We start from the raw sequence: 26,797 nt of genomic DNA, 5'->3' as shown, positions 1-26,797 counted from the left end.
AGACCACCTGCAGCGCGGCAGCGAGACAGGCCGGTTGTCGGTCTGTCCGACTGAAAGGAGCCGGATCGTGCCCCGGCCGTTTGGTGTTCCGCCTACGGAGAAGTGAGATGACACTGCAGAATTCCTCGCGCGCCGCTGCCGGCGCGTTCCGCAAGCTCGCGCTGGCCGCCTGCGCCGCCGGTCTGCTGCAAGGCGCGGCGATGCCCGCGCATGCGGCGAACGCGGTCGTGCTGTACACGGCGGACGGTCTCGAGAATCTCTATCGCGACGTGCTGCCCGCGTTCGAGAAGAAGGAAGGCGTCAAGGTCAACATCGTGACGGCGGGCAGCGGCGAGGTCGTCAACCGCGCGAACATCGAAAAGAATTCGCCGAAGGCAGACGTGATCGTCACGCTGCCGCCGTTCATCCAGCAAGCTGGCCAGATGGGCCTGCTGCAGCCGTACCAGAGCGTCAACTACAAGAACGTGCCGGCGATCGCGAAGGCGGAAGACGGCACATGGGCGACGTTCGTGAACAACTACTTCTCGTTCGCGATCAACCCGGACGTCGTGAAGAACCAGCCGAAGACGTTCGCCGACCTGCTGTCGCCGGCCTACGCGGGCAAGGTTGCCTACTCGAACCCGGCCACGGCCGGCGACGGGATGGCCGTGCTGATCCTGACGACGTCGCTGATGGGCGAGGACAAGGCGTTCGACTACCTCGCGAAGCTGTCGCAGAGCGTGAAGTTCCACACGAAGGGCACGGGCTATCTGAACGTGCTGCTGTCGCGTAACGAGATCAGTGTCGCGAACGGCGACCTGCAGATGGATCTCGACGACGCCGAGCACGGCGCGCTGGCCGTCAAGCCGATCTTCCTGGCCGCGAAGGACGGCGACCAGCCGACCACGTTCCAGCTGCCGTACGGCATCGGCCTGATCAAGAGCGGCCCGAACCAGGACGCCGGCAAGAAGCTGATCGACTACCTGATGTCGACGGAAGTGCAGTCGAAGGTGCCGGACATGTATGGCATCCCGGGCCGCACGGACGTGCCGCTGGCCGGCAAGAACGGCGAAGCGGTCAAGAAGGCGATCGCGGGCGTGAAACTGATCCCGGTCGACTGGACGCAGGTGATGGCGAAGAAACCGGTGTGGATCGAGCGCTGGAAAAAGGACGTGATCGGCAGCTCGGGCAAGCAACTCGACGTCGTCAAGCCGAAGTGATCGCGACACGTCGCCTGTATCAGTGAGCAAGAGGATGAACCCGGTGGACACCACCCTGACCCATCCCGGCGCATTCGGCGCCGCCGAACCGCGCGCCACGCTGCGGTCCGGCGCGCCAGGCGGCGTGCAGATCGAACACCTGAGCGTGCGCTACGGCGCACGCACGGTGCTTGAAGATCTATCGCTGTCGATTGGTGCCGGTGAATTTCTGACCGTGCTCGGCAAGAGCGGCTGCGGCAAGACCACGCTGCTGCGCTTCATCGCCGGGTTCGTGAAGGCCGACGGCCTGACCGGCACGCTGACCGTGGCCGGACGCGACCTGACCCATGCGCCGCCGCACAAGCGCAATCTCGGTCTGTTGTTCCAGAATTACGCGCTGTTCCCGCACCTGTCGGTGTTCGAGAACGTCGCATTCGGGCTGCGTGCCCGCGGGATGGCCACGTCGGAGGTGACGCGTCGCGTTGCCGATGCGCTGAAGCTCGTGCAGCTCGGCGAAGCCGGCCACCACCTGCCGGCGCAGCTGTCGGGCGGGATGCAACAGCGCGTCGCGCTGGCCCGCGCGCTCGTGATCGAGCCCGACGTGCTGTTGCTCGACGAGCCGTTGTCGGCGCTCGACGCGAACCTGCGCGCGTCGGTGCGCAGCGAGCTGAAGGCGCTGCACGAGCGCCTGCCGAACCTGACCGTCGTCTGCGTGACGCACGACCGCGACGATGCGCTCGTGCTGTCCGACCGCGCGCTGCTGATGCGCGACGGCCGCATCGCGCAGCTCGGCACGCCGCAGCAACTGTACGACGCGCCGCAGGACGGCTACGTCGCGCGCTACCTCGGCCCGGCCAACCTGCTGCCGCCGCACGTGATTTTCCCGCTCGGCGATCCGCGTCACGGCATGCGCGGCAAGGTCGCGTGCGTGCGCCCCGAGCGCTTGACCGTGATGCCGCTCGCGGCGGGCGGCCTGCACGGCACGGTGTCGTCGGTCGAATGGCAGGGCGCCGATCTGTCGATCGCGGTGGTGATCGACGCGGCGCCCGACGAACCCGTGCGCGTCACGATGCAACGCGGCCGCGGCGCGGCTCCCGAGCGCGGCGCGCGCGTTTCCCTGCATTGCGAGGCAGACGATGTCGTCCTTATCGAGCCCTGAAGCCGGCCTGCCGCCGCACGTGCTGGCGTCGGCCGCCGCGCATGCCGCCGCCGCGCGGCGCCGCAAGCGCATGGGCGACCTGCATCTCGCCGCGCTCGCGATCGTCGTGCTCGGCCCGCTCGTCGTCTATCCGCTGGTGCGGCTCGTGCTGCTGAGCGTGTCCGGCGATCACGGGCTGAGCTTTGCCGCGTACCGGACATTCTTCGGCAACCCCGAGACGCGCAACGTGCTGCTGACGACCGTCGGCGTGCTGTTCGCGAGCGCCGGCACGGCGTCGGTGCTCGGCGTGCTGCTGGCCGCGCTGCTGTTCTTCAAGCCGTTTCCGGGCGCGTCGCTCGTCACGCGCTTCCTGGAACTGTACGTCGCGTTCCCGTCGTTCCTCGTCGCGTTCACGCTGATCTTCCTGTACGGCTCGCAAGGCTCGATCAGTATCGCGCTGCAGCAGCTGTTCCATCTCGAGGCTCCGCCGCTCGATTTCCTGTTCGGCATCGGCGGTGTGATCCTCGCTCAAACCGTGTTCTATACGCCGTTTGTCGTGCGGCCGACGCTCGCGTCGTTCGCGACGCTCGACCTGCGCCTGATCGAGGCGGCGCGCAGCCTCGGCGCGTCCGGATGGATGCTCGCGCGTCGCGTCGTGCTGCCGATCGCGTGGCCGGGCATCGCTGCCGGCACCGTGCTGTGCTTCCTGCTGACGCTGAACGAGTTCGGCATCCTGCTCGTGCTCGGCAGCGCGCGGCTCGTGACGCTGCCGGTCGCGATCTACAGCAGCGCGACCGTCGACCTCGACCTGCCGACCGCGTCGGCCGGCGCGGTCGTGATGCTCGCGCTGTCGCTGGCGCTCTATGCGGTTTATCGCCGGGTGAACCGGCGTGCGACGGGAGGGAACGATGTCCGCTGAATTCCGTATCGGGCAAGCCGTGCCGCGCCACCAGGTCGGCTGGGGCGACACGGTCCTCAAGCATGCGTCGCGCGCGGCACTCGCGCTGGCCGCGTTCGCGTGCTTCTGGCTGTTCGTGCTGCCGGTCATCGTCGTCGCGCTGTCGAGCGTGTCGACGCAGTGGTCGGGCACGATCCTGCCGGCCGGCTACAGCCTGCGCTGGTTCGAGCGGCTCGGTTCGCCGGAATACGACGCGCTGCTGACGAGCCTCGAGATCGGCTTCGGCGTGTCGGCAATCGGCACGATCCTCGGGCTGTGGCTCGCGCTCGCGCTGGAAGGGCGCGACCGCCGCGGCCTCGGCGCGGTGGTCGATGCGCTCGTGATGGTGCCGAACGGCGTGCCGAGTGTCGTGCTCGGGCTCGCGGTGCTGATCGCGTATCACCAGAAGCCGCTCGACCTGTCGAGTTCCGCCGCGATCGTCGTGCTCGTGCAACTCGCGCTGATTCTGCCGTTCTGCTATCGCTGCGCGGCTGCCGCGCTGCGCCCGGAGCTCACCGTGCTGCGCGAAGCCGCGGCGAGCCTCGGGGCGCCGCCCGCGATGGTGCTGCGCCGCGTGCTGCTCCCGCAACTCGTGCCGGCGCTGCGCGCGAGCCTCGCGCTCGGCTTCGCGCTGTCGCTCGGCGAACTCGGCGCGACGCTGACCGTCTACCCGCCGGGTTTCGCGACCGTGCCGATCGTCGTGATCGGTCAGGTCGAGCGCGGCTACTACCTTCCGGCATCCGCGCTGTCGTTGTTGATGCTCGGCGCGTCGCTCGCGGCGCTGCTGCTGATCGCCGCGCGGGTGCCGCGCGGCAAGCGGGCGGCATCGTGAACGCCGCGTTCGCACTGAGGCAGTCCGGCGAGCAACCGGCCGCCGGCAACGTGTCGACGAATCTCGCGGGACGATCCGTCGACGTCAACGGCCGACGCTACCGGCTGCCGGTCGAACCGACCGTCGTTATCTGCGTCGACGGCTGCGAGTACGACTATCTCGAACGCGCGGTGGAGGCGGGCGTCGCGCCGTTCATCGCCAGGATGATCGCGGAAGGCACGGCCTGGCGCGCCGACTGTGTCGTGCCGACCTTCACCAACCCGAACAACCTGTCGATCGTCTGCGGCGTGCCGCCGGCGGTCCACGGGATTTGCGGCAACTACTTCTGGGATCCGGCCGCCGACGGCGGTCGCGGTGCCGAAGTGATGATGAACGACCCGGCGTACCTGCGTGCCGGCACGCTGCTCGCGGCGGCGTCCGACGCCGGCGCGCGGGTGGCGGTCGTCACGGCGAAGGACAAGCTGCGCCGGCTGCTCGGCTGGCGGATGAACGGCATCTGCTTCTCCGCCGAGAAGGCGGCGCAGGCGAATCTTGCGGAAAACGGGATCGTCGACGTGCTCGACTGGGTCGGCCTGCCGTCGCCCGACGTGTACAGCGCGGCGCTTTCCGAGTTCGTGTTCGCGGCCGGCGTGCGGCTCGCGCAGACGCGCCAGGTCGATCTCATGTACTTGTCGACCACCGACTACGTGCAGCACAAGTGCGAGCCAGGCAGTGCCGGCGCGAACGCGTTCTACGCGATGATGGACGGCTATCTCGCCCAGCTCGACGCCCTCGGCTGGGCAATCGGGCTCACGGCCGATCACGGGATGAACGCGAAGCACGATCCGGCTACTGGCCGCCCCAACGTGATCTATCTGCAGGACGCGTTCGACGAGTGGTTCGGTGCACGGGCTGCGCGCGTGATCCTGCCGATCACCGATCCGTATGTGGTGCACCACGGCGCGCTCGGCTCGTTCGCGACCGTCTACCTGGCACCCGGCGTCGACCGGACCGACGCGATGTGGCGCGTAGGCGGGATCGACGGCGTCGAGCTCGTCCTCGACAACGCGGAGGCCGCCGCGCGCTTCGAGCTGCCGGCCGACCGGATCGGCGACCTCGTCGTGATCGCGCGGCGCGACATGACGCTCGGCACGCGCGAGCGCGAACACGACCTGTCGGGCCTGACCGTGCCGCTGCGGTCGCACGGCGGCGTGTCCGAGCAGGAGGTGCCGTTGTTGTTCAACCGTCGGATCGAGCGGGACGATCCTGCACGTCGTCCGCGCAACTTCGACGTTTTCGATTTCGTGCTGAACCGGATCGCGTCATGATGGCTCATCCCCGACAGGATCACCCGGCGTTTCGCGCCGAGGCGCTGCGCTGGCGCGGCACGCGTGCGACGCGCGACCGCGTTTTCGACGTCACCGATCCATACACCGGCACGCGTGTCGGCACGGCGCCGCTGGCGAGCGTCGACGACGTGCGCGCCGCGTTCGACTACGCGATGGCGTACCGGCCGGCGCTCACGCGTTACGAGCGTTCGCAGATCCTCGAGCGTGCGGCGGCGCTGCTGCGCGAGCGTACCGAGGAAGCCTCCGACCTGATCACGCTCGAATCGGGATTGTCGAAGCGGGATTCTCGCTACGAGATCGGCCGCGTCGCCGACGTGCTGAAGTTCGCGTCGGTCGAAGCGCTGCGCGACGACGCGCAGAGCTTCTCGTGCGACCTGACGCCCCACGGCAAGGCGCGCCGCGTGTTCTCGCAGCGCCAGCCGCTCGACGGTGTGATCGTCGCGATCACGCCGTTCAATCATCCGATGAACCAGGTCGCACACAAGATCGCGCCGGCGATTGCGACCAACAACCGCGTGATCGTGAAGCCGTCGGAGAAGGTGCCGTTGTCGGCGTTCTATCTGGCTGACCTGCTCTACGAGGCCGGCCTGCCCGAGCCGATGCTGCAGGTGCTGACCGGCGACCCGCGCGAAATCGCGGACGAACTCGTCACGCACCCGCACGCATCGCTGATCACTTTTACGGGCGGCGTGTCGATCGGCAAGGCGATCGCCGCGCGGGCCGGCTACCGGCGCATCGTGCTGGAGCTGGGCGGCAACGATCCGCTGATCGTGCTTGACGACGCCGATCTGGAACGTGCGGCCACGCTGGCCGTGCTCGGCTCGTACCGGAATTCGGGGCAGCGTTGCACGGCCGTCAAGCGGATCCTGGTACAGCGCACGATCGCGCCGGCGTTCACGGAGTTGCTCGTCGAGAAGACGCGTGCATGGAAATATGGCGACCCGTTCGATCCCGCGAATGAAATGGGCACGGTGATCGACGACGCGGCGGCGCGACTGTTCGAGGCGCGGGTCGGCGAGGCGGTCTCGCAGGGCGCGCGCCTGCTGATCGGCAATGTGCGTCGAGGTGCGCTCTATTCGCCGACCGTGCTCGACAACGTCGATCCGTCGATGACGATCGTGCGCGAGGAGACTTTCGGACCAGTTTCGCCGGTCATCGCGTTCGACACGATCGACGACGCGATCCGGATCAGCAACGGCACGGCATTCGGGCTGTCGTCGGGTATCTGTACGGACAGTACGGCGGCGGTCGTGCGGTTCGTGAACGAGCTGAACGTCGGGACGGTGAACGTCTGGGAAGTGCCCGGATATAGGATCGAACTGTCGCCGTTCGGCGGAATCAAGGATTCGGGGCTTGGCTATAAGGAAGGGGTTCAGGAAGCGATGAAGAGCTTCACGAACGTGAAGACGTTTTCGCTGCCTTGGGAGTGAGCGGATGGCATTGACGGTGGAAGAGATTCACGGGTTGTATCGCGAGCACGGCCACGTCGCATATAGCGGCGAACCTGTTACGCAACTGGAGCATGCGTTGCAGAGCGGGTTGCTGGCGGAGGAGGCGGGCGCCGACGAAGCATTGGTTGCGGCCGCGTTCCTGCACGATCTTGGCCATCTGCTGAATCGGCAGGGCGAGACGCCGAGCGCGCGGGGCATCGACGACCTGCATCAGTATTACGTGCTGCCGTTCCTCCGGCCGCTGTTTTCGGACGCAGTGCTGGAGCCGATCCGGCTGCACGTCGACGCCAAGCGTTGCCTGTGCCGCACGGACGCCGGCTACTTCGAGAGCCTGTCGCCGGATTCGGTGCGCAGCCTCGCGCTGCAGGGCGGCATCTTCAGTGAAGCGGAAACGGCCGCGTTCCTGCAGCGCCCGTTCGCGGAAGATGCGCTCCGCCTGCGCCGCTGGGACGATACCGCGAAGGAAGAGGGCAAGGTGACGCCTGGTCTCGATCACTATATGGAGATCGTGGCGCGTCAGGCGCGTATGGCCTGACGGCTGGGCTGCCTCTATCTCTATATAAGGCCTCGCATGCGGGCCGCATGCGAGGCCTTATATTTTTTTCGAAACCCCTTGCGCGATTGCCGTGAGGTGCATAGAATCACGCCTCTTTCGCGCTAACGGCAACACGGCGCGGAGGAAGAAGGGAAGCGGTGCGGTTGGGCTGGTTGTAGAGCCGCCGACGCACACGAAGTTGAACCCCGGTCGTCGCAACGAAGCAGTTCAAAAAGTTGTTGACGAACCGAGAAACGCGGTTCATAATCTCGCTTCTCTGCTGCTGAAAACGCAGCGCTGTTGGGAAACTCCAGGTTTCCCGCAGAAATGCTCTTTAAAAATTAACAGCCGATAAGTGTGGGCGCTTGATGGCGGCGAGCTGATCCTCGGATCAGATAGCAAAAGTATCAAGAGTCTCACACTAAAGTAAGTCAGGTTTATGAAGTGATTCATATTCCTGTCAGCTTTGAGTGAGCGACCGGTTCGAAAGAACCGAAAACAGTAACAGGTTTGAACTGAAGAGTTTGATCCTGGCTCAGATTGAACGCTGGCGGCATGCCTTACACATGCAAGTCGAACGGCAGCACGGGTGCTTGCACCTGGTGGCGAGTGGCGAACGGGTGAGTAATACATCGGAACATGTCCTGTAGTGGGGGATAGCCCGGCGAAAGCCGGATTAATACCGCATACGATCTACGGATGAAAGCGGGGGACCTTCGGGCCTCGCGCTATAGGGTTGGCCGATGGCTGATTAGCTAGTTGGTGGGGTAAAGGCCTACCAAGGCGACGATCAGTAGCTGGTCTGAGAGGACGACCAGCCACACTGGGACTGAGACACGGCCCAGACTCCTACGGGAGGCAGCAGTGGGGAATTTTGGACAATGGGCGAAAGCCTGATCCAGCAATGCCGCGTGTGTGAAGAAGGCCTTCGGGTTGTAAAGCACTTTTGTCCGGAAAGAAATCCTTGGCTCTAATACAGTCGGGGGATGACGGTACCGGAAGAATAAGCACCGGCTAACTACGTGCCAGCAGCCGCGGTAATACGTAGGGTGCAAGCGTTAATCGGAATTACTGGGCGTAAAGCGTGCGCAGGCGGTTTGCTAAGACCGATGTGAAATCCCCGGGCTCAACCTGGGAACTGCATTGGTGACTGGCAGGCTAGAGTATGGCAGAGGGGGGTAGAATTCCACGTGTAGCAGTGAAATGCGTAGAGATGTGGAGGAATACCGATGGCGAAGGCAGCCCCCTGGGCCAATACTGACGCTCATGCACGAAAGCGTGGGGAGCAAACAGGATTAGATACCCTGGTAGTCCACGCCCTAAACGATGTCAACTAGTTGTTGGGGATTCATTTCCTTAGTAACGTAGCTAACGCGTGAAGTTGACCGCCTGGGGAGTACGGTCGCAAGATTAAAACTCAAAGGAATTGACGGGGACCCGCACAAGCGGTGGATGATGTGGATTAATTCGATGCAACGCGAAAAACCTTACCTACCCTTGACATGGTCGGAATCCTGCTGAGAGGCGGGAGTGCTCGAAAGAGAACCGGCGCACAGGTGCTGCATGGCTGTCGTCAGCTCGTGTCGTGAGATGTTGGGTTAAGTCCCGCAACGAGCGCAACCCTTGTCCTTAGTTGCTACGCAAGAGCACTCTAAGGAGACTGCCGGTGACAAACCGGAGGAAGGTGGGGATGACGTCAAGTCCTCATGGCCCTTATGGGTAGGGCTTCACACGTCATACAATGGTCGGAACAGAGGGTTGCCAACCCGCGAGGGGGAGCTAATCCCAGAAAACCGATCGTAGTCCGGATTGCACTCTGCAACTCGAGTGCATGAAGCTGGAATCGCTAGTAATCGCGGATCAGCATGCCGCGGTGAATACGTTCCCGGGTCTTGTACACACCGCCCGTCACACCATGGGAGTGGGTTTTACCAGAAGTGGCTAGTCTAACCGCAAGGAGGACGGTCACCACGGTAGGATTCATGACTGGGGTGAAGTCGTAACAAGGTAGCCGTATCGGAAGGTGCGGCTGGATCACCTCCTTTCCAGAGCTATCTCGCAAAGTTGAGCGCTCACGCTTATCGGCTGTAAATTAAAGACAGACTCAGGGGTCTGTAGCTCAGTCGGTTAGAGCACCGTCTTGATAAGGCGGGGGTCGTTGGTTCGAATCCAACCAGACCCACCATTGTCTGGCGGTAGTACACCTGAGGGTATCTGTACTCAATGGGGGCATAGCTCAGCTGGGAGAGCACCTGCTTTGCAAGCAGGGGGTCGTCGGTTCGATCCCGTCTGCCTCCACCAATTGCGATGATCGTTAGCGCTTTAGCGCTTACGAGCATCTCACTCCCGAAGGGAGCCCCAATGGATAATGTTTGATTGGGTTCGAGAGAACGAATCGAATCTTACCCATTGGCGATTGAGCCAGTCAGAGTGATATGAGTAACACCATATCGGCTGTCGTTCTTTAACAATCTGGAAGAAGTAAGTAATTTGGATAGCGGAAGCGTCTTTGAGATGGACGTGGAAACTATCCGGGTTGTGATTGTATCGATGTATCTCAAGATGATTCGAACTTCATTGTTCGACTCAATTGGAATACGGCACAACGCGAGAACTCAACCTGTAGCGACTGTCGATGAGACAGACTCGTTATAGGGTCAAGCGAACAAGTGCATGTGGTGGATGCCTTGGCGATCACAGGCGATGAAGGACGCGGTAGCCTGCGAAAAGCTACGGGGAGCTGGCAAACAAGCTTTGATCCGTAGATGTCCGAATGGGGAAACCCACTCCGTATGGAGTATCCATGGCTGAATACATAGGCCATGCGAAGCGAACGCGGTGAACTGAAACATCTAAGTAACCGCAGGAAAAGAAATCAACCGAGATTCCCAAAGTAGTGGCGAGCGAAATGGGATGAGCCTTGCACTCTTTATTTGTATTGTTAGCCGAACGCTCTGGAAAGTGCGGCCATAGCAGGTGATAGCCCTGTAGGCGAAAACAGTATGAAAGAACTAGGTGTGCGACAAGTAGGGCGGGACACGTGAAATCCTGTCTGAAGATGGGGGGACCATCCTCCAAGGCTAAATACTCGTGATCGACCGATAGTGAACCAGTACCGTGAGGGAAAGGCGAAAAGAACCCCGGGAGGGGAGTGAAATAGATCCTGAAACCGCATGCATACAAACAGTCGGAGCCTCGTAAGGGGTGACGGCGTACCTTTTGTATAATGGGTCAGCGACTTACGTTCAGTAGCAAGCTTAACCGTATAGGGCAGGCGTAGCGAAAGCGAGTCCGAATAGGGCGTTCAGTTGCTGGGCGTAGACCCGAAACCAGGTGATCTATCCATGGCCAGGATGAAGGTGCGGTAACACGTACTGGAGGTCCGAACCCACTAACGTTGAAAAGTTAGGGGATGAGCTGTGGATAGGGGTGAAAGGCTAAACAAACCTGGAAATAGCTGGTTCTCTCCGAAAACTATTTAGGTAGTGCCTCGTGTCTCACCTTCGGGGGTAGAGCACTGTCATGGTTGGGGGGTCTATTGCAGATTACCCCGCCATAGCAAACTCCGAATACCGAAGAGTGCAATCACGGGAGACAGACATCGGGTGCTAACGTCCGGTGTCAAGAGGGAAACAACCCAGACCGCCAGCTAAGGTCCCCAAATATAGCTAAGTGGGAAACGAAGTGGGAAGGCTAAAACAGTCAGGAGGTTGGCTTAGAAGCAGCCACCCTTTAAAGAAAGCGTAATAGCTCACTGATCGAGTCGTCCTGCGCGGAAGATGTAACGGGGCTAAGCTATATACCGAAGCTGCGGATGCGTGCTTGCACGCATGGTAGGAGAGCGTTCCGTAAGCCTGCGAAGGTGCCTTGTAAAGGGTGCTGGAGGTATCGGAAGTGCGAATGCTGACATGAGTAGCGATAAAGGGGGTGAAAGGCCCCCTCGCCGTAAGCCCAAGGTTTCCTACGCAACGTTCATCGGCGTAGGGTGAGTCGGCCCCTAAGGCGAGGCAGAAATGCGTAGCTGATGGGAAGCAGGTCAATATTCCTGCACCGTCGTTAGATGCGATGGGGGGACGGATCGCGGAAGGTTGTCCGGGTGTTGGAAGTCCCGGTCGCTGCATTGGAGAAGGCGCTTAGGCAAATCCGGGCGCGTAATTCAAGGGTGTGGCGCGAGCTCCCTCGGGAGCGAAGCAATTGGAAGTGGTTCCAAGAAAAGCCTCTAAGCTTCAGTCTAACGATGACCGTACCGCAAACCGACACAGGTGGGCGAGATGAGTATTCTAAGGCGCTTGAGAGAACTCGGGAGAAGGAACTCGGCAAATTGGTACCGTAACTTCGGGATAAGGTACGCCCTTGTAGCTTGACTGGCCTGCGCCAGGAGGGTGAAGGGGTTGCAATAAACTGGTGGCTGCGACTGTTTAATAAAAACACAGCACTCTGCAAACACGAAAGTGGACGTATAGGGTGTGACGCCTGCCCGGTGCCGGAAGATTAAATGATGGGGTGCAAGCTCTTGATTGAAGTCCCGGTAAACGGCGGCCGTAACTATAACGGTCCTAAGGTAGCGAAATTCCTTGTCGGGTAAGTTCCGACCTGCACGAATGGCGTAACGATGGCCACACTGTCTCCTCCCGAGACTCAGCGAAGTTGAAGTGTTTGTGATGATGCAATCTACCCGCGGCTAGACGGAAAGACCCCATGAACCTTTACTGTAGCTTTGCATTGGACTTTGAACCGATCTGTGTAGGATAGGTGGGAGGCTATGAAACCGGAACGCTAGTTTCGGTGGAGCCGTCCTTGAAATACCACCCTGGTTTGTTTGAGGTTCTAACCTTGGCCCGTGATCCGGGTCGGGGACAGTGCATGGTAGGCAGTTTGACTGGGGCGGTCTCCTCCCAAAGCGTAACGGAGGAGTACGAAGGTACGCTAGGTACGGTCGGAAATCGTGCTGATAGTGCAATGGCATAAGCGTGCTTAACTGCGAGACCGACAAGTCGAGCAGGTGCGAAAGCAGGTCATAGTGATCCGGTGGTTCTGTATGGAAGGGCCATCGCTCAACGGATAAAAGGTACTCTGGGGATAACAGGCTGATACCGCCCAAGAGTTCATATCGACGGCGGTGTTTGGCACCTCGATGTCGGCTCATCTCATCCTGGGGCTGTAGCCGGTCCCAAGGGTATGGCTGTTCGCCATTTAAAGAGGTACGTGAGCTGGGTTTAAAACGTCGTGAGACAGTTTGGTCCCTATCTGCCGTGGGCGTTGGATATTTGAAGGGGGCTGCTCCTAGTACGAGAGGACCGGAGTGGACGAACCTCTGGTGTACCGGTTGTCACGCCAGTGGCATCGCCGGGTAGCTATGTTCGGAAGAGATAACCGCTGAAAGCATCTAAGCGGGAAACTCGCCTTAAGATGAGATATCCCCGGGGACTAGATCCCCTTGAAGGGTCGTTCGAGACCAGGACGTTGATAGGTCGGGTGTGTAAGCGCAGTAATGCGTTCAGCTAACCGATACTAATTGCCCGTAAGGCTTGATCCTATAACAAGTCTGTCTCGCGCCAAGATGAGCGCGTCGGACAAGTTGGATTCTCGTGTGTGATACACACAACTCAAGATTACTGCTTCTTCCAGGATTGGTTCTGTTGGCCACGCCAGCAGGACAACCCCCTTTGCCTGATGACCATAGCGAGTCGGTCCCACCCCTTCCCATCCCGAACAGGACCGTGAAACGACTCTACGCCGATGATAGTGCGGATTCCCGTGTGAAAGTAGGTAATCGTCAGGCTCCCCTCAAGCCAGAAACCCCCGCCCAAACAGGCGGGGGTTTTTGCATTTGAGCGGCGCAAATGCGCGCGGAGGTAACCAAACCTCCCCACGTGTCGCTCGAGCGGCGCACCCCCGAATCCGGGCTTCATCATCCCGAACCCATCCCCGCCTTAATCGCTGCAAGTTCCGGCCACACAGCGACCGGCCACCGATGTCGTTGGTCCGCAGTACCCCAGTTCTCGAGCAATCTTCCTCTTAGCGTCACTGAGATATTCTGCACACCCGCCGCCTGAGCGGGCCAATCGGCCTACAGTCAGCGTTCAACCCGTGTTGCTGCATACAGCAATGCTGTCGTAATGGCCGACGATGCGCGACGTTGATCAATGATCGGCGATCAACGCTGGTCCCGGCAAAAATGTCCGAATGACCTCCTCTTCAGTCGACCCGTTGCGTCGACCTATTCTGTGGACGATTCGGTCGACGCAGAATGATTTCGTCATAAAAATCTATGCGCATAAAGTCCATTTGCGCGATACGCCCGACAAAGCGGGCAACCAGACCTTCAGGGTAATATCGCCATTCGTTCCGATTCCCGGCGCTCGTTTGAATCTGTCGGCACTCGGCATCCTCGGTATTCCGTCTTTTACATCGTTCATGACTGACAGCCCCGCCCAAGGTGGTCGGACGACCGACTTCTTGCCGTATCTGGTCGCCGCAACGTTCTTCATGGAGTATCTCGACACGACCGTGATTGCGACCGCACTGCCACAAATGGCGCGCTCGTTCGGCGTCGGGCCGAATGCGCTCAGCCTGGGAATGACGGCCTATATGCTCGCGCTCGCGGTGTTCATCCCGATCAGCGGCTGGATCGCCGATCGTTACGGCTCTCGCACCGTGTTTTCCACTGCCATCGTCGTATTCACCGGCGCATCGGTGCTATGCGGATTGTCCGAGGGCGTGATGACGTTCACGGCCGCGCGCCTGCTGCAGGGTGTCGGCGGGGCGATGATGGTGCCGGTCGGTCGGATGATCGTCGTGCGCAGCACCGAGAAGGCGAGGCTGATGCGCGCAATCGCGACGATCACGTGGCCGGGCATCGTCGCGCCGGTCGTCGGGCCTCCCATCGGCGGCTTCATCACGACCTACGCGTCGTGGCGCTGGATCTTCCTGCTGAATGTCCCGTTCGGCATTGCTGCGATCGTCTGTACCTGGTTGATCGTCCGGAATACGCGCGCCGACGAGCAGCGACCGCTCGACTGGGTCGGGTTCGTGCTGGCAGGCGCTGCGCTGACCTCTCTGCTGATCGGTACCGAAGCGGCTGGCCAGCAGGACGTCGACTTCAAACGCGCGGGTATTCTGGTGGGCGCGAGCGTGCTGTTCGGTATCGCCGCATGGATGCACGCGCAACGATGTGAACATCCGCTGCTCGATTTCTCGACGCTGAAGGTGCCGACATTTTCCGTGACGGTGATCACCGGCTCGGTCACGCGGATGGCGATCAACGCCGTGCCGTATCTGCTGCCGCTGCTGTTCCAGATCGGCTTCGGGATGTCGCCATTCCAGTCCGGCCTGCTGCTGCTCGCAAGCGCGCTCGGCAATCTCGGGATGAAGGCGGGAACGTCGTGGATCCTCGACCGATTCGGTTTCCGGCGCGTTGCGCTCGTCGACGTGACGCTCGTCGGACTCTTCACGATCGCGTGTGGCTGGCTGACGGCGTCGACGCCGCTGGCGATCACGTTGTTCGTCGTATTCGTCTATGGGCTCACGCGGTCGATGCAGTTCACGACGCTCGCGACGCTCGCGTATGCAGATATTCCGGCTAGGCAGACGAGCGCGGCCAGCACGCTGTGGAGCGCCGCTCAGCAGATGACGATCGGAATGGGCATCGCGTTCGGTGCGTTGTCGCTGCGGCTGGCGGCGTTGGTGCGTGGCGACGCGGCCGGCATGCACTACGTGCTCGACGATTTCCGCTGGGCATTTGTTGCGGCGGGCGTGCTTGCGCTTTTGACGTTGCCCGGCTACGCGCGGCTGGCTTCCAATGCCGGCGATCGCCTGCGCGCAAAAGCAGCCCGCGGGTAAGCCGGATTTCTCATTGCATTGGCGACGTGACGGGTGAAGGCTTCTGTATTTGCTCACACACCCGAAACGGCGATCCGTCATGGCGACGATCGTCTGAAGGGCAGTGTGCCCGTCGTCCGCTACCACCGGTGATGCGCTGACCGTGCGGCGGCGGCACGACACAACGATCGTCGCGCAATGACGCACGGTGTCGGTCGCGTGAACTGATCCGCATGGCGAATCGTGCGACACATCAGTTGCACGCCGCAGCCCGTCACTGCGCGTCATGGAAGATGATGCCGATCGTATGGCGATGACCGCTTCGGATTCTGCTCACGCCATGGCGCAAGTTGACGCGGTAGACGCCACGCGTGCCCTGCACCGGCCTGCCATGCACGGCGAAGATCACTGCGTCGCCTTGTGTCAGCGGCACCACTTCGGCGCGCGACTGCATGCGTGGTCGCTGTTCCGTCAGCACGAACTCGCCGCCCGTAAAATCCCTGCCGGGTGCGGACAGCAGGATCGCGATCTGAAGCGGAAAGACATGCTCGCCGTACAGGTCCTGATGCAGACAGTTGTAGTCATCGGGGCCGTATTGCAGGATCAGCGGCGTTGGTCGTGTCTGTCCCGCCGCGTGGCAGCGATCGAGGAATGCGCGGTGTTCTTTCGGATAGCGGACGTCGATCCCGAGTGCCTGATTCCAGCGATTCGCGATCGGTGCGAGGTGCGGGTAGAGCGTCGCGCGTAGCTCGGCGATGAGTGCAGGCAGCGGGTACGCGAAGTACTTGTATTCGCCGCGCCCGAATCCGTGCCGTGCCATCACGACGCGTGAACGATAGAGCGCATCCTGCGGATAGAGCGACGCGAGCGCGTCGCACTCGCTGGCGGAGAGCAGGCCCGGTATGCGTGCGCATCCGTAACGATCGAGCTCGACATCGACGGTCGCCCAGTCGATTGCGTCGACGCGTTGCACGATGTCCGTCGATTCGACGGCAGGTTGCAGATGGGCGATATTCACGGGCGTACCTCGGTTCGTCAGCGATGTGGCGCCGTGCGACAGAGCGAAACGCTCGCAAGCGTCGCGTGCACGGTCGAAGCCACGATGAAAGTTGATGAACTCAGTCTAGCGGCGTCCGTGTGCGGGCGCGCTCCAGATCTTGCGCTCCAATCCGGAAAGGCGGAAAAGGCACGGGCGTGGCACGGCCGCAGCGAATGCCGAAACATGTCGGAGCGGAGAAGCGGAGAAGCGGAGAAGCGGAGAAGCGCAGAAGCGCAGAAGCGCAGAAGCGCAGAAGCGCAGAAGCGCAGAAGCGCAGAAGCGCAGAAGCGCAGAAGCGCAGAAGCGCAGAAGCGCAGAAGCGCAGAAGCGCAGAAGCGCAGAAGCGCAGAAGCGCAGAAGCGCAGAAGCGCAGAAGCGCAGAGGCGCAGAGGCGCAGAGGCGCAGAGGCGCAGAGGCGCAGAGGCGCAGAGGCGCAGAGGCGCAGAGGCGCAGAGGCGCAGAAGCGCAGAAGCGAGCGGACAAACAACAGCGAAACCTTCCACGGCAGGCAGCCAGCTTTCACCGGCCACCCACCATATGCCCGATCAAGCCACCGACCGGAACAACCAGTAGAGCCCGCCTGCCAGCACGATCGACGCGGGCAGCGTCAGCACCCATGCGAGCACGAGGCTGCGCACCGTGCTCCACTGCAGCCCGGATCCGTTCGCGGCCATCGTGCCCGCGACGCCCGACGACAGCACGTGCGTCGTCGACACGGGCAGCCCGTATACGTCGGCAGCACCAATCGTCAGCATCGCGACGAGTTCGGCCGACGCGCCCTGACCATAGGTCAAATGCTGCTTGCCGATCTTCTCGCCGACGGTTACGACGATCCGCTTCCAGCCGACCATCGTGCCGAGGCCCAGTGCGATCGCAACGGCAACCTTCACCCACGTCGGAATGAACTTCGTCGCGTGGTCCAGCTGCTTGCGGTAGTTGTCGATCGCGAGCTTGTCGTCGGCTGCGAACGCGGGCTGCCCCGATTTCTCGATCAGGCGAATCGCTTCGGATACCAGATACATCGTGTTGCGCACGTTGTCGACGTCGCGCTGCGGCACCGCCGCCATCGACCCCGACGCGCCGACCGCGGTCGCGAGCGACGTGGACAGCTGTTGCACGGCAGGCAGCACGGCGGGCGTCAGTTCGCGATGCTGCACGTAGTGTTCGACGTCGGCGCGCGGGTTAGTGGACGGCGCGACGCCGTTCGTGTACTTCCCGAACGTCGCGGCAGCCTGGTTCGCGACGGCGACGAAGGTCTGCGTTTCGGTCGGCGTGACGGCCTTGTTGAGCGCATACGCGGTCGGCACCGTGCCGATGAGGATCAGCATGATGAGGCCCATCCCTTTTTGCCCGTCGTTCGATCCGTGTGCGAACGACACACCCGTGCAGGTGAGGATCAGCAGGCAGCGAATCCAGAACGGCGGCGGCTGATCCTTCGGCGGCTCCTGGTACAGCTCGGGAATCCGCACGAGCGCTTTCAGCACGAGCAGCAGCAGGGCGGCGCACAGGAAGCCGACGATCGGCGAGAACAGCAGCGACTTGCCGACACCAAGCGCCTGACCCCAGTCGACACCGCTCGTGCCGGACGGCCCGTGCATCAACTGGTTCATCAGACCGACACCGATGATCGACCCGATCAGCGTATGCGAGCTCGACGACGGCAACCCGAAATACCAGGTCGCAAGGTTCCACATGATCGCGGCGATCAGCAGCGCGAATACCATCGCGAAGCCTGCGCCGCTACCGACCTGCAGAATCAGCTCGACGGGCAGCAACTGCAGGATCCCGAACGCGACGGCGCCGCTCGAGACCATCACGCCGAGGAAGTTCCACATGCCCGACCAGATCACCGCGACGTTGGGCGTCAGCGAGTGGGTATAGATCACGGTGGCCACCGCGTTCGCGGTGTCGTGGAAGCCGTTGACGAATTCGAAGCCGAGCGCGATCAGCAGCGCGGCGCCAAGCATCAGGTACGGGAACAGCGATCCTTCGCGGACCGGCGCCAGATCGGCGACCAGGTGCGTGGCGATATAGCCGGCGCCGAACACGAGCACCAGCAGGAACACGGCGTAGCCGACCTGCCTGGTGCGTTCGACGGAAGCCGAATTGTTCTGTGCGGACGAAGCAGGTTGATTCATGACGGCATCTCGTAAGGGAACCGCGTCCGATCCTAGCTTTTGCTAGCAGTCAGTTTGATGACAGTACGGATGACGAATCATGGTCTTACGGATGTGTAAGGTGACGTGCCGTAACGCCGTGGCTCGACGTGTCGTGCACGGCTCGTGTCGTTGTCCATATAGTGAACACCAACCAGTCTGTGCACCGACATGCGGACCGCCGGAAGTACGCGATGCGCGAGCGCGGCTAGCGCAGCATGCGTGGTGCGCTTCACGTGGATTCGCGCGCCAGCGCGACGAATGCGGCCAGATAGTCGATCGACGCGTCCGCGTCGCGGATGCCGAGGAAGATCTGCTTCATGATGCCCTTCTTGCCGAGCTTGACCGGCACGACCGGCATCCGGTCCGCGTATTCGTCGGCAAGCCACCTCGGCAACGCGGCCACGCCGCGCCCGCTCGCCACCATCTGCAGCATGATGTCGGTCGTCTCGATCGACTTGTGGCGCCGCGGCACGATGCCGGCCGGCGTCAGGAACTGGTTGTAGATGTCGAGCCGGTCGGTCTCGACCGGGTAGGTAATCAGCACCTCGTCGGTCAGCTGCTCGGGCATCACGTAATCGGCGTTCGCGAACCGATGCGCATCCGCGACTACCAGCACCTGCTCGTAATCGAACACGGGATCGAAGTGCAGCCCCGGCTTGTTCAGCGGGTCGGGCGTCACGAGCACGTCGATGTCATGGCCGAACAGCGCGCCGATGCCGCCGAACTGGAAACGCTGCTTCACGTCCACGTCGACGTCCGGCCAGCGTGACAGATACGGCGACACGACCTTCAGCAGCCACTGGTAACACGGATGGCACTCCATCCCGATGCGCAGCGTGCCGCGCTCGCCCTTCGCGTACTGCTTCATCCGCTCCTCGGCGAGTTCGAACTGCGGCAGCAGCCGGTTCGCCAGCTTCAGCAGATACTGCCCGCCCTGCGTGAGCCGCAGGCCGCGTCCTTCGCGATCCCAGATCGGCGTGCCGAGTTGCTGCTCGATTTTTCGGACGGTATGGCTGAGCGCCGATTGCGTGAGATGCAGCGCATTGGCGGCCGCCGTCAGCGAACCCTGGCGCTCGACTTCGCGAATCACGACGAGATGGAATCGTTCCAGCATGGCGATCGTTCACCCAACGGATACATGAACAGATTTAATGGATGAATGAAATAATGCCATTTTATTTCATGAGATGAAATCCCTATGATGGCTGCCGGATCTTCAATTTCTTCTGGATGGCAGCTTCATGGTTACGACACACAACCTCGGTTTTCCGCGCATCGGCGCGAAGCGCGAACTCAAGTTCGGTCTCGAACGCTACTGGAAGGGTGAATCGTCGCGCGACGAACTGAAGGCGCTCGGCGCCGAACTGCGTCGACGGCACTGGCACGACCAACGCGACCTTGATCTCGCACCGATCGGCGATTTTGCGTTCTACGATCAAGTGCTCGACATGAGCTTCACGCTCGGCAACCTGCCCAAGCGCGTGCAGGACTTCCACGGCGATGCCCTCGACAACTATTTCCGCGTCGCGCGCGGCCGTTCCGCACAGTCGGCGCAAGAGCATGCGGCATGCTGCGGCGGTGTCGCGGCCGGTGAAATGACGAAGTGGTTCGACACGAACTATCACTACATCGTGCCGGAATTCCACGCGGACACGAACTTCTCGCTCGATCCGTCGCGCCTGCTTCAGCAATTGGCGGAAGCACAGGCTCAGGGCGTGGCCGCGAAGCCGGTGATTCTGGGGCCTGTCACGTATCTGTGGCTCGGCAAGGCGAAGGACGATTCCGATCGCCTCGCGCTGCTGCCGAAGCTGTTGCCGGTATATGGCGCGCTGCTCGACACGCTGACCGCGCAGGGTGTGGAATGGGTGCAGATCGACGAACCGATCCTCGTGACGGAACTCGACGCCGAATGGCGCGTGGCGCTGCGCACCGCGTACGACGCACTCGAGACGCGCCGCATCAAGCTGCTGCTCGCTACGTACTTCGGTCAACTGAAGGAAAACCTCACCCTCGCGGCCTCGCTACCGGTCGACGGCCTGCACATCGACGCGATCAACGCCCGCGACGAAATCGACGTACTCGTGCGCGAACTGCCGTCCGACCGCGTGCTGTCGGTGGGCGCGATCAACGGCCGCAACATCTGGAAGACGGACCTGAGCGCGACGCTCGACTGGCTCGAGCCGCTCGCGAAGCAACTGGGCGAGCGCCTGTGGCTCGCACCGTCGTGCTCGCTGCTGCACGTGCCGGTCGATCTCGCGAGCGAGGAGAAGCTCGATCCGGAGATCCGCGCGTGGCTCGCATTCGCGCTGCAGAAACTCGACGAACTGAACGTGCTCGCGACCGCGCTGAACGAAGGCCGCGACAAGGTGGCCGACGCGCTCGCCGCAAACGCTGCCGCGATCGAAGCGCGCCGTCGCTCGCCGCGCGTGCACAACCCCGCGGTGAAGGCCGCGATTGCGCGCATCGACGCGCGGCTCGGCAACCGCGCGAGCCCGTACACGCAGCGCGCGCCGAAACAGTCGGCGCGCCTGAACCTGCCGGCGTTCCCGACGACGACGATCGGCTCGTTTCCGCAGACCGCCGAGATTCGCCTGGCGCGCAGCCGGTTCAAGGCAGGCGCGCTGGACGAAGCCGGTTACCGCAAGGCGATGCAGGCGGAAATCGAGCGCAGCGTGCGCGAGCAGGAATCGCTCGAACTCGACGTCCTCGTGCACGGCGAGGCCGAACGCAACGACATGGTCGAATACTTCGGCGAGCAGCTCGACGGCTACGCATTCAGCCAGTTCGGCTGGGTGCAGTCGTACGGTTCGCGCTGCGTGAAGCCGCCGATCCTGTTCGGCGACATCAGCCGGCCGAAGGCGATGACGGTCGAATGGATCGCGTATGCGCAGTCGCTGACGAACAAGCCGATGAAGGGCATGCTGACCGGCCCGGTGACGATCCTGAACTGGTCGTTCGTGCGCGACGACCAGCCGCGTTCGGTGTCGTGCTATCAGCTCGCGCTCGCGATCCGCGACGAAGTGCTCGATCTTGAGAAGGCCGGTGTGCGCGTGATCCAGATCGACGAGGCCGCGTTGCGCGAAGGGCTGCCGCTGCGTCGCGCGCAATGGGGCGAGTACCTGAAGTGGGCGGTCGAATCGTTCCGCATCACCGCGAACGGCGTACAGGACGATACGCAGATCCATACGCACATGTGCTATTCGGAATTCAACGACATCATCGCGTCGATCGCCGACATGGACGCTGACGTGATCACGATCGAGACGTCGCGCTCGGACATGGAACTGCTCGACGCATTCGACAGCTTCAGGTATCCGAACGAAATCGGGCCGGGCGTGTACGACATTCATTCGCCGAACATCCCGACGCAGGATCACATCGTCGGCCTGATGAAGAAGGCGGCCGAGCGGATTCCGGCCGAGCGCCTGTGGGTGAACCCGGACTGCGGGCTGAAGACGCGCCAGTGGGCGGAAGTGATTCCGGCGCTGACGAACATGGTCGCCGCCGCGAAGACGCTGCGCAGCCAGGTGCGATAACGCCGCGAATGCCGCCCGCCTGTCGTCGCGATCGACGCTCGGGCGGCAGAGCAGGCGACCGGCATGTTCACGGAGGCGAGGCCGTTGCGGCGTACCGCGATACGCGCAATGCAAACGGGCAGGCTATGTCGCCTGCCCGTTGCGCGAGATTACGCGGTGCGTGCGTCGCGTGGCAACGCTTCGTCGACCTTGCCGGGTGCGTCGGCATCGTCGATGCTGACGCGGCGCGAGATCAGCCACACGCATACCGACGACAGCACGGCGGCACTCGTGTACTGGATCGCGAGCGGCCACCATTGCGGCGCGGTGTTCTGTGCGATCAGCGTGGCGACGAGCGGCGTGAGGCCGCCGGCGATCGCACCGCACACCTGGTATGCGATCGAGATCGCCGTGTAACGGATGCGTGCGATGAAGATGCCGCTGACGAAGCCCGCGACCACCGAGTAGTAGCCGGATTCAGCGAGCGTCGCGAGGCCGACGCCGACCGTGATGGACAACGGCGTGCCCATGTGCACGAGCGGCAGCATCACGAACGGCACGATCGCGGCCCAGGCGCCGGTGATCAGCAGCACGCGCGTCGTGCCGAAGCGCTGCGCGATGAACGCGGCCGCGAGTTGCACGACGAACTGCAGCACGGCGACGATGGTCATGCAATGCAGCACCATCGACCGGTCGAGCGCCAGGAACTGCGTCGCGTAGCTGATCATGAAGATGTTGCTGAAGTACACGCCGGCGATCCCGTACACGTTCGCACCGATCGCGAGCAGCAGCAGCGGCCAGTACTTGAGCGCCTCGCGGACCGGGTTGCGCGCGGTGTTGCCGCTTTTCCTGACTTCCTCGAATTCGGGCGACTCCGACACGCTCGCGCGGATCACGAAGCCGACCGCCAGCAGCACGGCGCTCGCGAGGAACGGCACGCGCCAGCCCCAGCTCATCATGTCGTCCTTCGACAGCGTGCTGATCGCGCCGAACGCGAGCATCGACAGGATCAGGCCGCTCGCGCTGCCGAGCTGCGCGAACGACGCGAAGAACGTGCGCTTGCCTTCGGGCGCATGCTCGCCGGCGAGCAGCACCGCGCCGCCCCATTCGCCGCCGACCGCGATGCCCTGCAGCACGCGCATCAGCACCAGCAGGATCGGCGCGATCACGCCCGCTTGCGCATGGGTCGGCAGCAGGCCGATCGCGACCGTCGACACGGCCATCAGCATCAGCGTCGCGAGCAGCGAGCGCTTGCGGCCGAAGCGGTCGCCGAGATAGCCGAACATCACGCCGCCGAGCGGCCGCGCGAAGAAGCCGACCGCGAACGAGCCGAACGACGCAAGCAGGCTGACGAAACGGCTCTCGCCGGGAAAGAACAGCGGCCCGAACACGATGGCCGCGGCGGTCGCGTAGCTGTAGAAGTCGTACCACTCGATCGTGGTGCCGACGAACGAAGCGAGCGCCGCCCGCTTCGGTTGCTTGATGGCAGTCCCCATCTGTTGTGTGCTCCTCTGGAATCCTCTGATTTGGAATAGGTCGTGCGCCGGGATCAGTCGCGGTACGCGACGCCGGGCAGCACGCATAGCAGCTCGTAGGCAAGGTTCGCGCCGAGCAGGGCCGTGGTGCCGAACGGATCGTACGGCGGCGCGACTTCGACGAGATCGCAACCGACGATGTTCAGCCCCCTCGCGCCGCGGATGATCTCGAGCGCCTGCGGCACCGTGAGGCCCGCGATTTCCGGTGTGCCCGTGCCCGGGGCGTAGGCCGGATCGATGCCGTCGATGTCGAAGCTGATGTAGACCGGCGTGTCGCCGATGCGCGCGCGCACTTCTTCCATCAGCGGCGCGAGCGACTTGTTCCAGCATTCCTCGGCCTGCACCACGCGGAAGCCCTGCTCGCGGCACCAGTCGAAATCCTCGGCGGCGTAGCCGGTGCCGCGCAGGCCGATCTGCGTGACCTTGTCGCCGTGCAGCAGGCCTTCCTCGACCGCGCGGCGGAACGGTGTGCCGTGCGCGATCTTTTCGCCCATCATCGTATCGTTCACGTCGGCGTGTGCATCGACGTGGATCAATGCAACCTTGCCGTGCTTGCGGTGGATCGCGCGCAGGATCGGCAGCGCGATCGTGTGGTCGCCGCCGAGCGTGATCGGCTTGCAGTCGTGCGCGAGAATCGCGTCGTATGCGGTCTCGATGCGCGCAATGGAATCGTGCAGGTTGTACGGGTTGATCGCGACGTCGCCGATGTCGGCGATCTGCAGCGAATCGAATGGCGCGGCGCGCGTGGCCATGTTGTACGGGCGCAGCAGCACGGATTCCGTGCGGATCTGGCGCGGGCCGAAGCGCGCGCCGGTGCGATTGGAGGTGCCGAGGTCGAACGGCACGCCGACGAAACACGCGTCGAGGCCGGCGGCACTCGCCACGTGCGGCAGGCGCATCATCGTCGCGATGCCGCCGCTGCGCGGCATTTCATTGCCGCCGAGCGGCTGGAAATGGGTGTGGTCGTTCATGGGCTTGTCTCTTCCGATGTGGGGTTGCCGTATCATTCGACGCGGCCTGGCGCATAGTTTTACGCGTCCGGCCGGAAAGAAGAATGCGAAGATATCGACGTAAACATCGATTTTCATCGATGTATGGAAGGGGAATAGCGTGCTGGGGAATCTGTCGACCCTCGATCTGCGGTTGATCCGCGTGTTTCTCGCGGTCACGGACGCGGGCGGCGTGTCGGCCGCCCAGGCGATGCTGAACGTCGGCCAGTCGACGATCAGCGCGCAACTGTCGTCGCTCGAGACGCGGCTCGGCTACCGGCTCTGCGAGCGCGGCCGCAGCGGGTTCCGGCTCACGCCGAAGGGCGAGCGGTTCCACGCGATGAGCCGCAAGCTGCTCGCCGCGCTCGACGAATTCGGGATGGCGGCGCGGCACATGGACCGCCAATTGGTCGGTACGCTGAACATCGGCCTGATCGGCCATACGCCGGTGAGCCAAAACGCGCGGATCGCCGAGGCGATCGCCGCGTTCCGCACACGAGACGAGGCCGTGCGTTTCTCGATCTCGGTGCGCGCGCCGGGCGATCTCGAGGAAAAGCTGCTGAGCGGCGAGATTCAGATCGCGGTCGGCTACTTCTGGCATCGCGTGCCGACGCTGCACTACACGCCGCTGTTCATCGAGCGCCAGGTCGCGTACTGCGGCCGCGGCCATCCGCTGTTCGAACGCGCCGGTGCGCTCACGCCGGCCGACGTCGCCGGATTCGAATGGGCGTGGCGCTCGTATCCGCTGCCGGAGGCGCAGATGTCGACGACGCCCGATCGCGTGACCGCGACCGCCGACAACATGGAAGCGGTCGCGTTGCTGATCCTGTCAGGCCATCACCTCGGCTACCTGCCGCAGCACTTCGCGGCGCCGTATGTCACGCAGGGGCTCCTCGCGCCGCTCAATCCGGATCGGCTGCATTACGAGGTCACGTTCCACATGGTCGTGGCGCGCGACGGGCGCGGCGATCCGCTCGTCGAAGCGTTTCTCGAGGATCTCGAGCGCGCGCACCAGTCGCCCGACGTCGTGTGAGGTCGCGTGCGTCGCGCGTGAGGCCGGGTAACGCCGGTCCTGCGGCCGAGTATCGCGCGCGAGCGGCCCGCTGCGGGCATCACGGCACCGGCAGCCCCGCATCGTGTTTCACCTCGCGCAACGACAGCGCCGATTCGATCGATGTGACGCCCGGCAGCATCCGCAGCGAATCGCGCAGGAACGTGCCGTAGTCGTCGAGATCGCGCGCGACCACCTGCAACAGATAGTCGGCCGTGCCCGCGACGTTGTGGCACGCGAGGATCCGCTCGATGCCGAGCACTTCGCGTTCGAACCGGTCGGCGACCTTGCGGTCGTGTGTCGCGAACCGCACGAGCACGAACGCGACGACGCCGAAGCCGAGCGCCTGGCGCGACAGCTGCGCGCGGTAGCGCTCGATGTAGCCGTCGTTTTCGAGACGCTTCAGGCGTCGCGCGCACGGCGTTTCGGACAGGCCGACGGAATCGGCGAGGCGCGCGATCGGCAGGCGGCCGTCGCGTTGCACCGCGGCGAGAATCGCGCGATCGGTTTTGTCGAGTTCGGTCATGTTGGCGGAATCCTTGTGTGGATTGCATGATTGTGGCGGATTCCGCTATCGATCGCCAATTCTGAGCCAAAGATGGCCAATAATCCCTCCACCTTTAGCGGCAACATATCGTCATCGAAGGACGGGGGCAGACCATGATTTCCACCCATTTGCTGTTGATTTATCTTGCCGCGCTTGCGGCCATCTACGCGGTGCCCGGGCCCGACATGGCGCTCGTGCTGCAGACCAGCATCGGCCGCGGCGTGCGCCCCGGCATGGCGGCGGCCGCAGGCCTTTCGCTGTCGCGCACCGCGCACGTGACGCTGTCCGCGTGCGGTGTCGCGGCGCTGATCCGCAGCGCGCCGTGGCTGTACGAGGCGATCCGTTATGGCGGCGCGCTCTATCTCGCGTACGTGGCGATTCAGGTGTTTCGCTCGCCGGTGTTCGCGCTCGGCGACGGCGACGAGGCGGGCCACGGCGAACTGCGTCAGTCGTTCTTCAAGGGGCTGCTGACGAACCTGCTGAATCCGAAGGCGCTGCTGTTCTGCTCGGTGCTGCTGCCGCAGTTCGTGCGGCCCGAGGCCGGGCCCGTCGTCTGGCAGATGTTCGAGCTCGGCGCGCTGCTGGTCGCGGCCGGCGTGTGTTTCGACCTCGCATGCGTGTTCGGCGCGTCGCGCATTGCGGCGTGGATGCGTGCGCATCCGCTCGCGCAGACGGTCCAGCGCTGGACGTTTTCCGCCGCGCTGATCGGGTTCGCGCTGCGGCTGTCGATGGACTGAACCGC

The 26,797-nt window shown here is 63.1% G+C and carries 17 protein-coding genes, 2 tRNA genes, 3 rRNA genes and 1 pseudogene; 17 read left to right on the top strand and 6 right to left on the bottom strand.

The genetic code is table 11. From position 1 onward, the window contains the following. Nucleotides 1-107: 107 nt before the first annotated feature. The 13 genes from phnS (at nucleotide 108) to WS51_RS09385 (ending at nucleotide 15,241) form a co-directional block, all read left to right on the top strand. Nucleotides 108-1,199: a 2-aminoethylphosphonate ABC transporter substrate-binding protein gene (gene phnS / locus WS51_RS09445; protein WP_059449078.1), complete on the top strand. Its 1,092-nt coding sequence runs from the start codon at nucleotides 108-110 to the stop codon at nucleotides 1,197-1,199. A 34-nt stretch (nucleotides 1,200-1,233) separates the two neighbouring features. Continuing rightward, entirely contained in the window at nucleotides 1,234-2,337 is a 1,104-nt protein-coding gene (gene phnT / locus WS51_RS09440; protein ID WP_059501668.1) for a 2-aminoethylphosphonate ABC transport system ATP-binding subunit PhnT, read from the top strand. Further along, nucleotides 2,315-3,235, top strand: coding sequence for a 2-aminoethylphosphonate ABC transporter permease subunit (gene phnU, locus WS51_RS09435; RefSeq protein ID WP_059501670.1), 921 nt, complete (start codon nucleotides 2,315-2,317; stop codon nucleotides 3,233-3,235). Before phnT ends, phnU begins: the two co-directional genes overlap by 23 nt. Beyond that, nucleotides 3,225-4,085: a 2-aminoethylphosphonate ABC transport system, membrane component PhnV gene (gene phnV / locus WS51_RS09430; RefSeq protein WP_059501672.1), complete on the top strand. Its 861-nt coding sequence runs from the start codon at nucleotides 3,225-3,227 to the stop codon at nucleotides 4,083-4,085. Before phnU ends, phnV begins: the two co-directional genes overlap by 11 nt. Next, nucleotides 4,082-5,392 (top strand): phosphonoacetate hydrolase, encoded by a 1,311-nt coding sequence (phnA, locus tag WS51_RS09425; RefSeq protein WP_059772908.1) that lies wholly within the window; start codon nucleotides 4,082-4,084, stop codon nucleotides 5,390-5,392. The genes phnV and phnA overlap by 4 nt, the downstream gene beginning before the upstream one ends. Next, nucleotides 5,389-6,843, top strand: coding sequence for a phosphonoacetaldehyde dehydrogenase (gene phnY / locus WS51_RS09420; protein WP_069228999.1), 1,455 nt, complete (start codon nucleotides 5,389-5,391; stop codon nucleotides 6,841-6,843). Before phnA ends, phnY begins: the two co-directional genes overlap by 4 nt. A gap of 4 nt (nucleotides 6,844-6,847) precedes the next feature. Next, entirely contained in the window at nucleotides 6,848-7,399 is a 552-nt protein-coding gene (locus WS51_RS09415) for a phosphonate degradation HD-domain oxygenase (RefSeq protein ID WP_059449084.1), read from the top strand. A 512-nt stretch (nucleotides 7,400-7,911) separates the two neighbouring features. Continuing rightward, nucleotides 7,912-9,444 (top strand): 16S ribosomal RNA (locus WS51_RS09410). Nucleotides 9,445-9,507: 63 nt separating this feature from the next. Next, nucleotides 9,508-9,584: transfer RNA gene (locus tag WS51_RS09405), tRNA-Ile, on the top strand. Nucleotides 9,585-9,624: 40 nt separating this feature from the next. Beyond that, a tRNA-Ala gene (locus WS51_RS09400) sits at nucleotides 9,625-9,700 on the top strand. Nucleotides 9,701-10,054: 354 nt separating this feature from the next. Continuing rightward, nucleotides 10,055-12,935 (top strand): 23S ribosomal RNA (locus WS51_RS09395). A 133-nt stretch (nucleotides 12,936-13,068) separates the two neighbouring features. Continuing rightward, nucleotides 13,069-13,181: ribosomal RNA gene (gene rrf / locus WS51_RS09390) — 5S ribosomal RNA — on the top strand. The 16S, 23S and 5S rRNA genes sit together here with 2 tRNA genes alongside, the layout of an rRNA operon. 635 nt (nucleotides 13,182-13,816) lie before the next feature. Then, entirely contained in the window at nucleotides 13,817-15,241 is a 1,425-nt protein-coding gene (locus tag WS51_RS09385; RefSeq protein WP_060117889.1) for a DHA2 family efflux MFS transporter permease subunit, read from the top strand. Between the two features lie 253 nt (nucleotides 15,242-15,494). Here the strand turns inward: WS51_RS09385 and WS51_RS09380 are convergent, their stop codons facing one another. Next, nucleotides 15,495-16,238 carry a 2OG-Fe(II) oxygenase gene (locus WS51_RS09380; protein WP_059942914.1) on the bottom strand — a complete coding sequence of 248 codons (744 nt, stop codon included), beginning with the start codon at nucleotides 16,236-16,238 and terminating at the stop codon, nucleotides 15,495-15,497. Between the two features lie 139 nt (nucleotides 16,239-16,377). Between WS51_RS09380 and WS51_RS32490 the strand changes: the two are divergent. Continuing rightward, a pseudogene (locus tag WS51_RS32490) lies at nucleotides 16,378-16,491 on the top strand (hypothetical protein); the annotation flags it as partial. A gap of 313 nt (nucleotides 16,492-16,804) precedes the next feature. On the opposite strand, the gene WS51_RS09375 reads toward WS51_RS32490, so the two are convergent. Further along, entirely contained in the window at nucleotides 16,805-18,397 is a 1,593-nt protein-coding gene (locus WS51_RS09375) for an inorganic phosphate transporter (protein WP_059543554.1), read from the bottom strand. 250 nt (nucleotides 18,398-18,647) lie between these two features. Then, nucleotides 18,648-19,532: a LysR family transcriptional regulator gene (locus WS51_RS09370; RefSeq protein WP_069228998.1), complete on the bottom strand. Its 885-nt coding sequence runs from the start codon at nucleotides 19,530-19,532 to the stop codon at nucleotides 18,648-18,650. Nucleotides 19,533-19,659: 127 nt separating this feature from the next. Here WS51_RS09370 and metE point away from each other — a divergent pair, with 127 nt between their 5' ends. Continuing rightward, on the top strand, nucleotides 19,660-21,954 hold the full coding sequence (metE, locus tag WS51_RS09365; protein WP_069228997.1) for a 5-methyltetrahydropteroyltriglutamate--homocysteine S-methyltransferase: 2,295 nt from the start codon (nucleotides 19,660-19,662) through the stop codon (nucleotides 21,952-21,954). Between the two features lie 149 nt (nucleotides 21,955-22,103). Here metE and WS51_RS09360 read toward each other — a convergent pair whose 3' ends face one another. Then, nucleotides 22,104-23,429 (bottom strand): MFS transporter, encoded by a 1,326-nt coding sequence (locus WS51_RS09360; protein ID WP_059450160.1) that lies wholly within the window; start codon nucleotides 23,427-23,429, stop codon nucleotides 22,104-22,106. Between the two features lie 53 nt (nucleotides 23,430-23,482). After that, nucleotides 23,483-24,439, bottom strand: coding sequence for an agmatinase (gene speB / locus WS51_RS09355; RefSeq protein WP_059450159.1), 957 nt, complete (start codon nucleotides 24,437-24,439; stop codon nucleotides 23,483-23,485). Between the two features lie 139 nt (nucleotides 24,440-24,578). On the opposite strand from speB, the gene WS51_RS09350 reads away from it, so the two are divergent. Further along, nucleotides 24,579-25,490, top strand: coding sequence for a LysR family transcriptional regulator (locus WS51_RS09350; RefSeq protein ID WP_059450158.1), 912 nt, complete (start codon nucleotides 24,579-24,581; stop codon nucleotides 25,488-25,490). A gap of 79 nt (nucleotides 25,491-25,569) precedes the next feature. On the opposite strand, the gene WS51_RS09345 is transcribed toward WS51_RS09350, so the two are convergent. After that, on the bottom strand, nucleotides 25,570-26,034 hold the full coding sequence (locus tag WS51_RS09345; protein WP_044848788.1) for an Lrp/AsnC family transcriptional regulator: 465 nt from the start codon (nucleotides 26,032-26,034) through the stop codon (nucleotides 25,570-25,572). 134 nt (nucleotides 26,035-26,168) lie between these two features. On the opposite strand from WS51_RS09345, the gene WS51_RS09340 reads away from it, so the two are divergent. Then, nucleotides 26,169-26,792, top strand: a complete 624-nt coding sequence (locus WS51_RS09340; RefSeq protein WP_059501722.1) for a LysE family translocator — start codon at nucleotides 26,169-26,171, stop codon at nucleotides 26,790-26,792. Nucleotides 26,793-26,797: the final 5 nt, after the last annotated feature.

The sequence above is a fragment of the Burkholderia territorii genome, from assembly GCF_001718335.1.
GTDB lineage: Bacteria > Pseudomonadota > Gammaproteobacteria > Burkholderiales > Burkholderiaceae > Burkholderia > Burkholderia territorii.
Note: the sequence above shows the minus strand (reverse complement) of the source record. Positions and strands in the feature narration are given on the sequence as shown.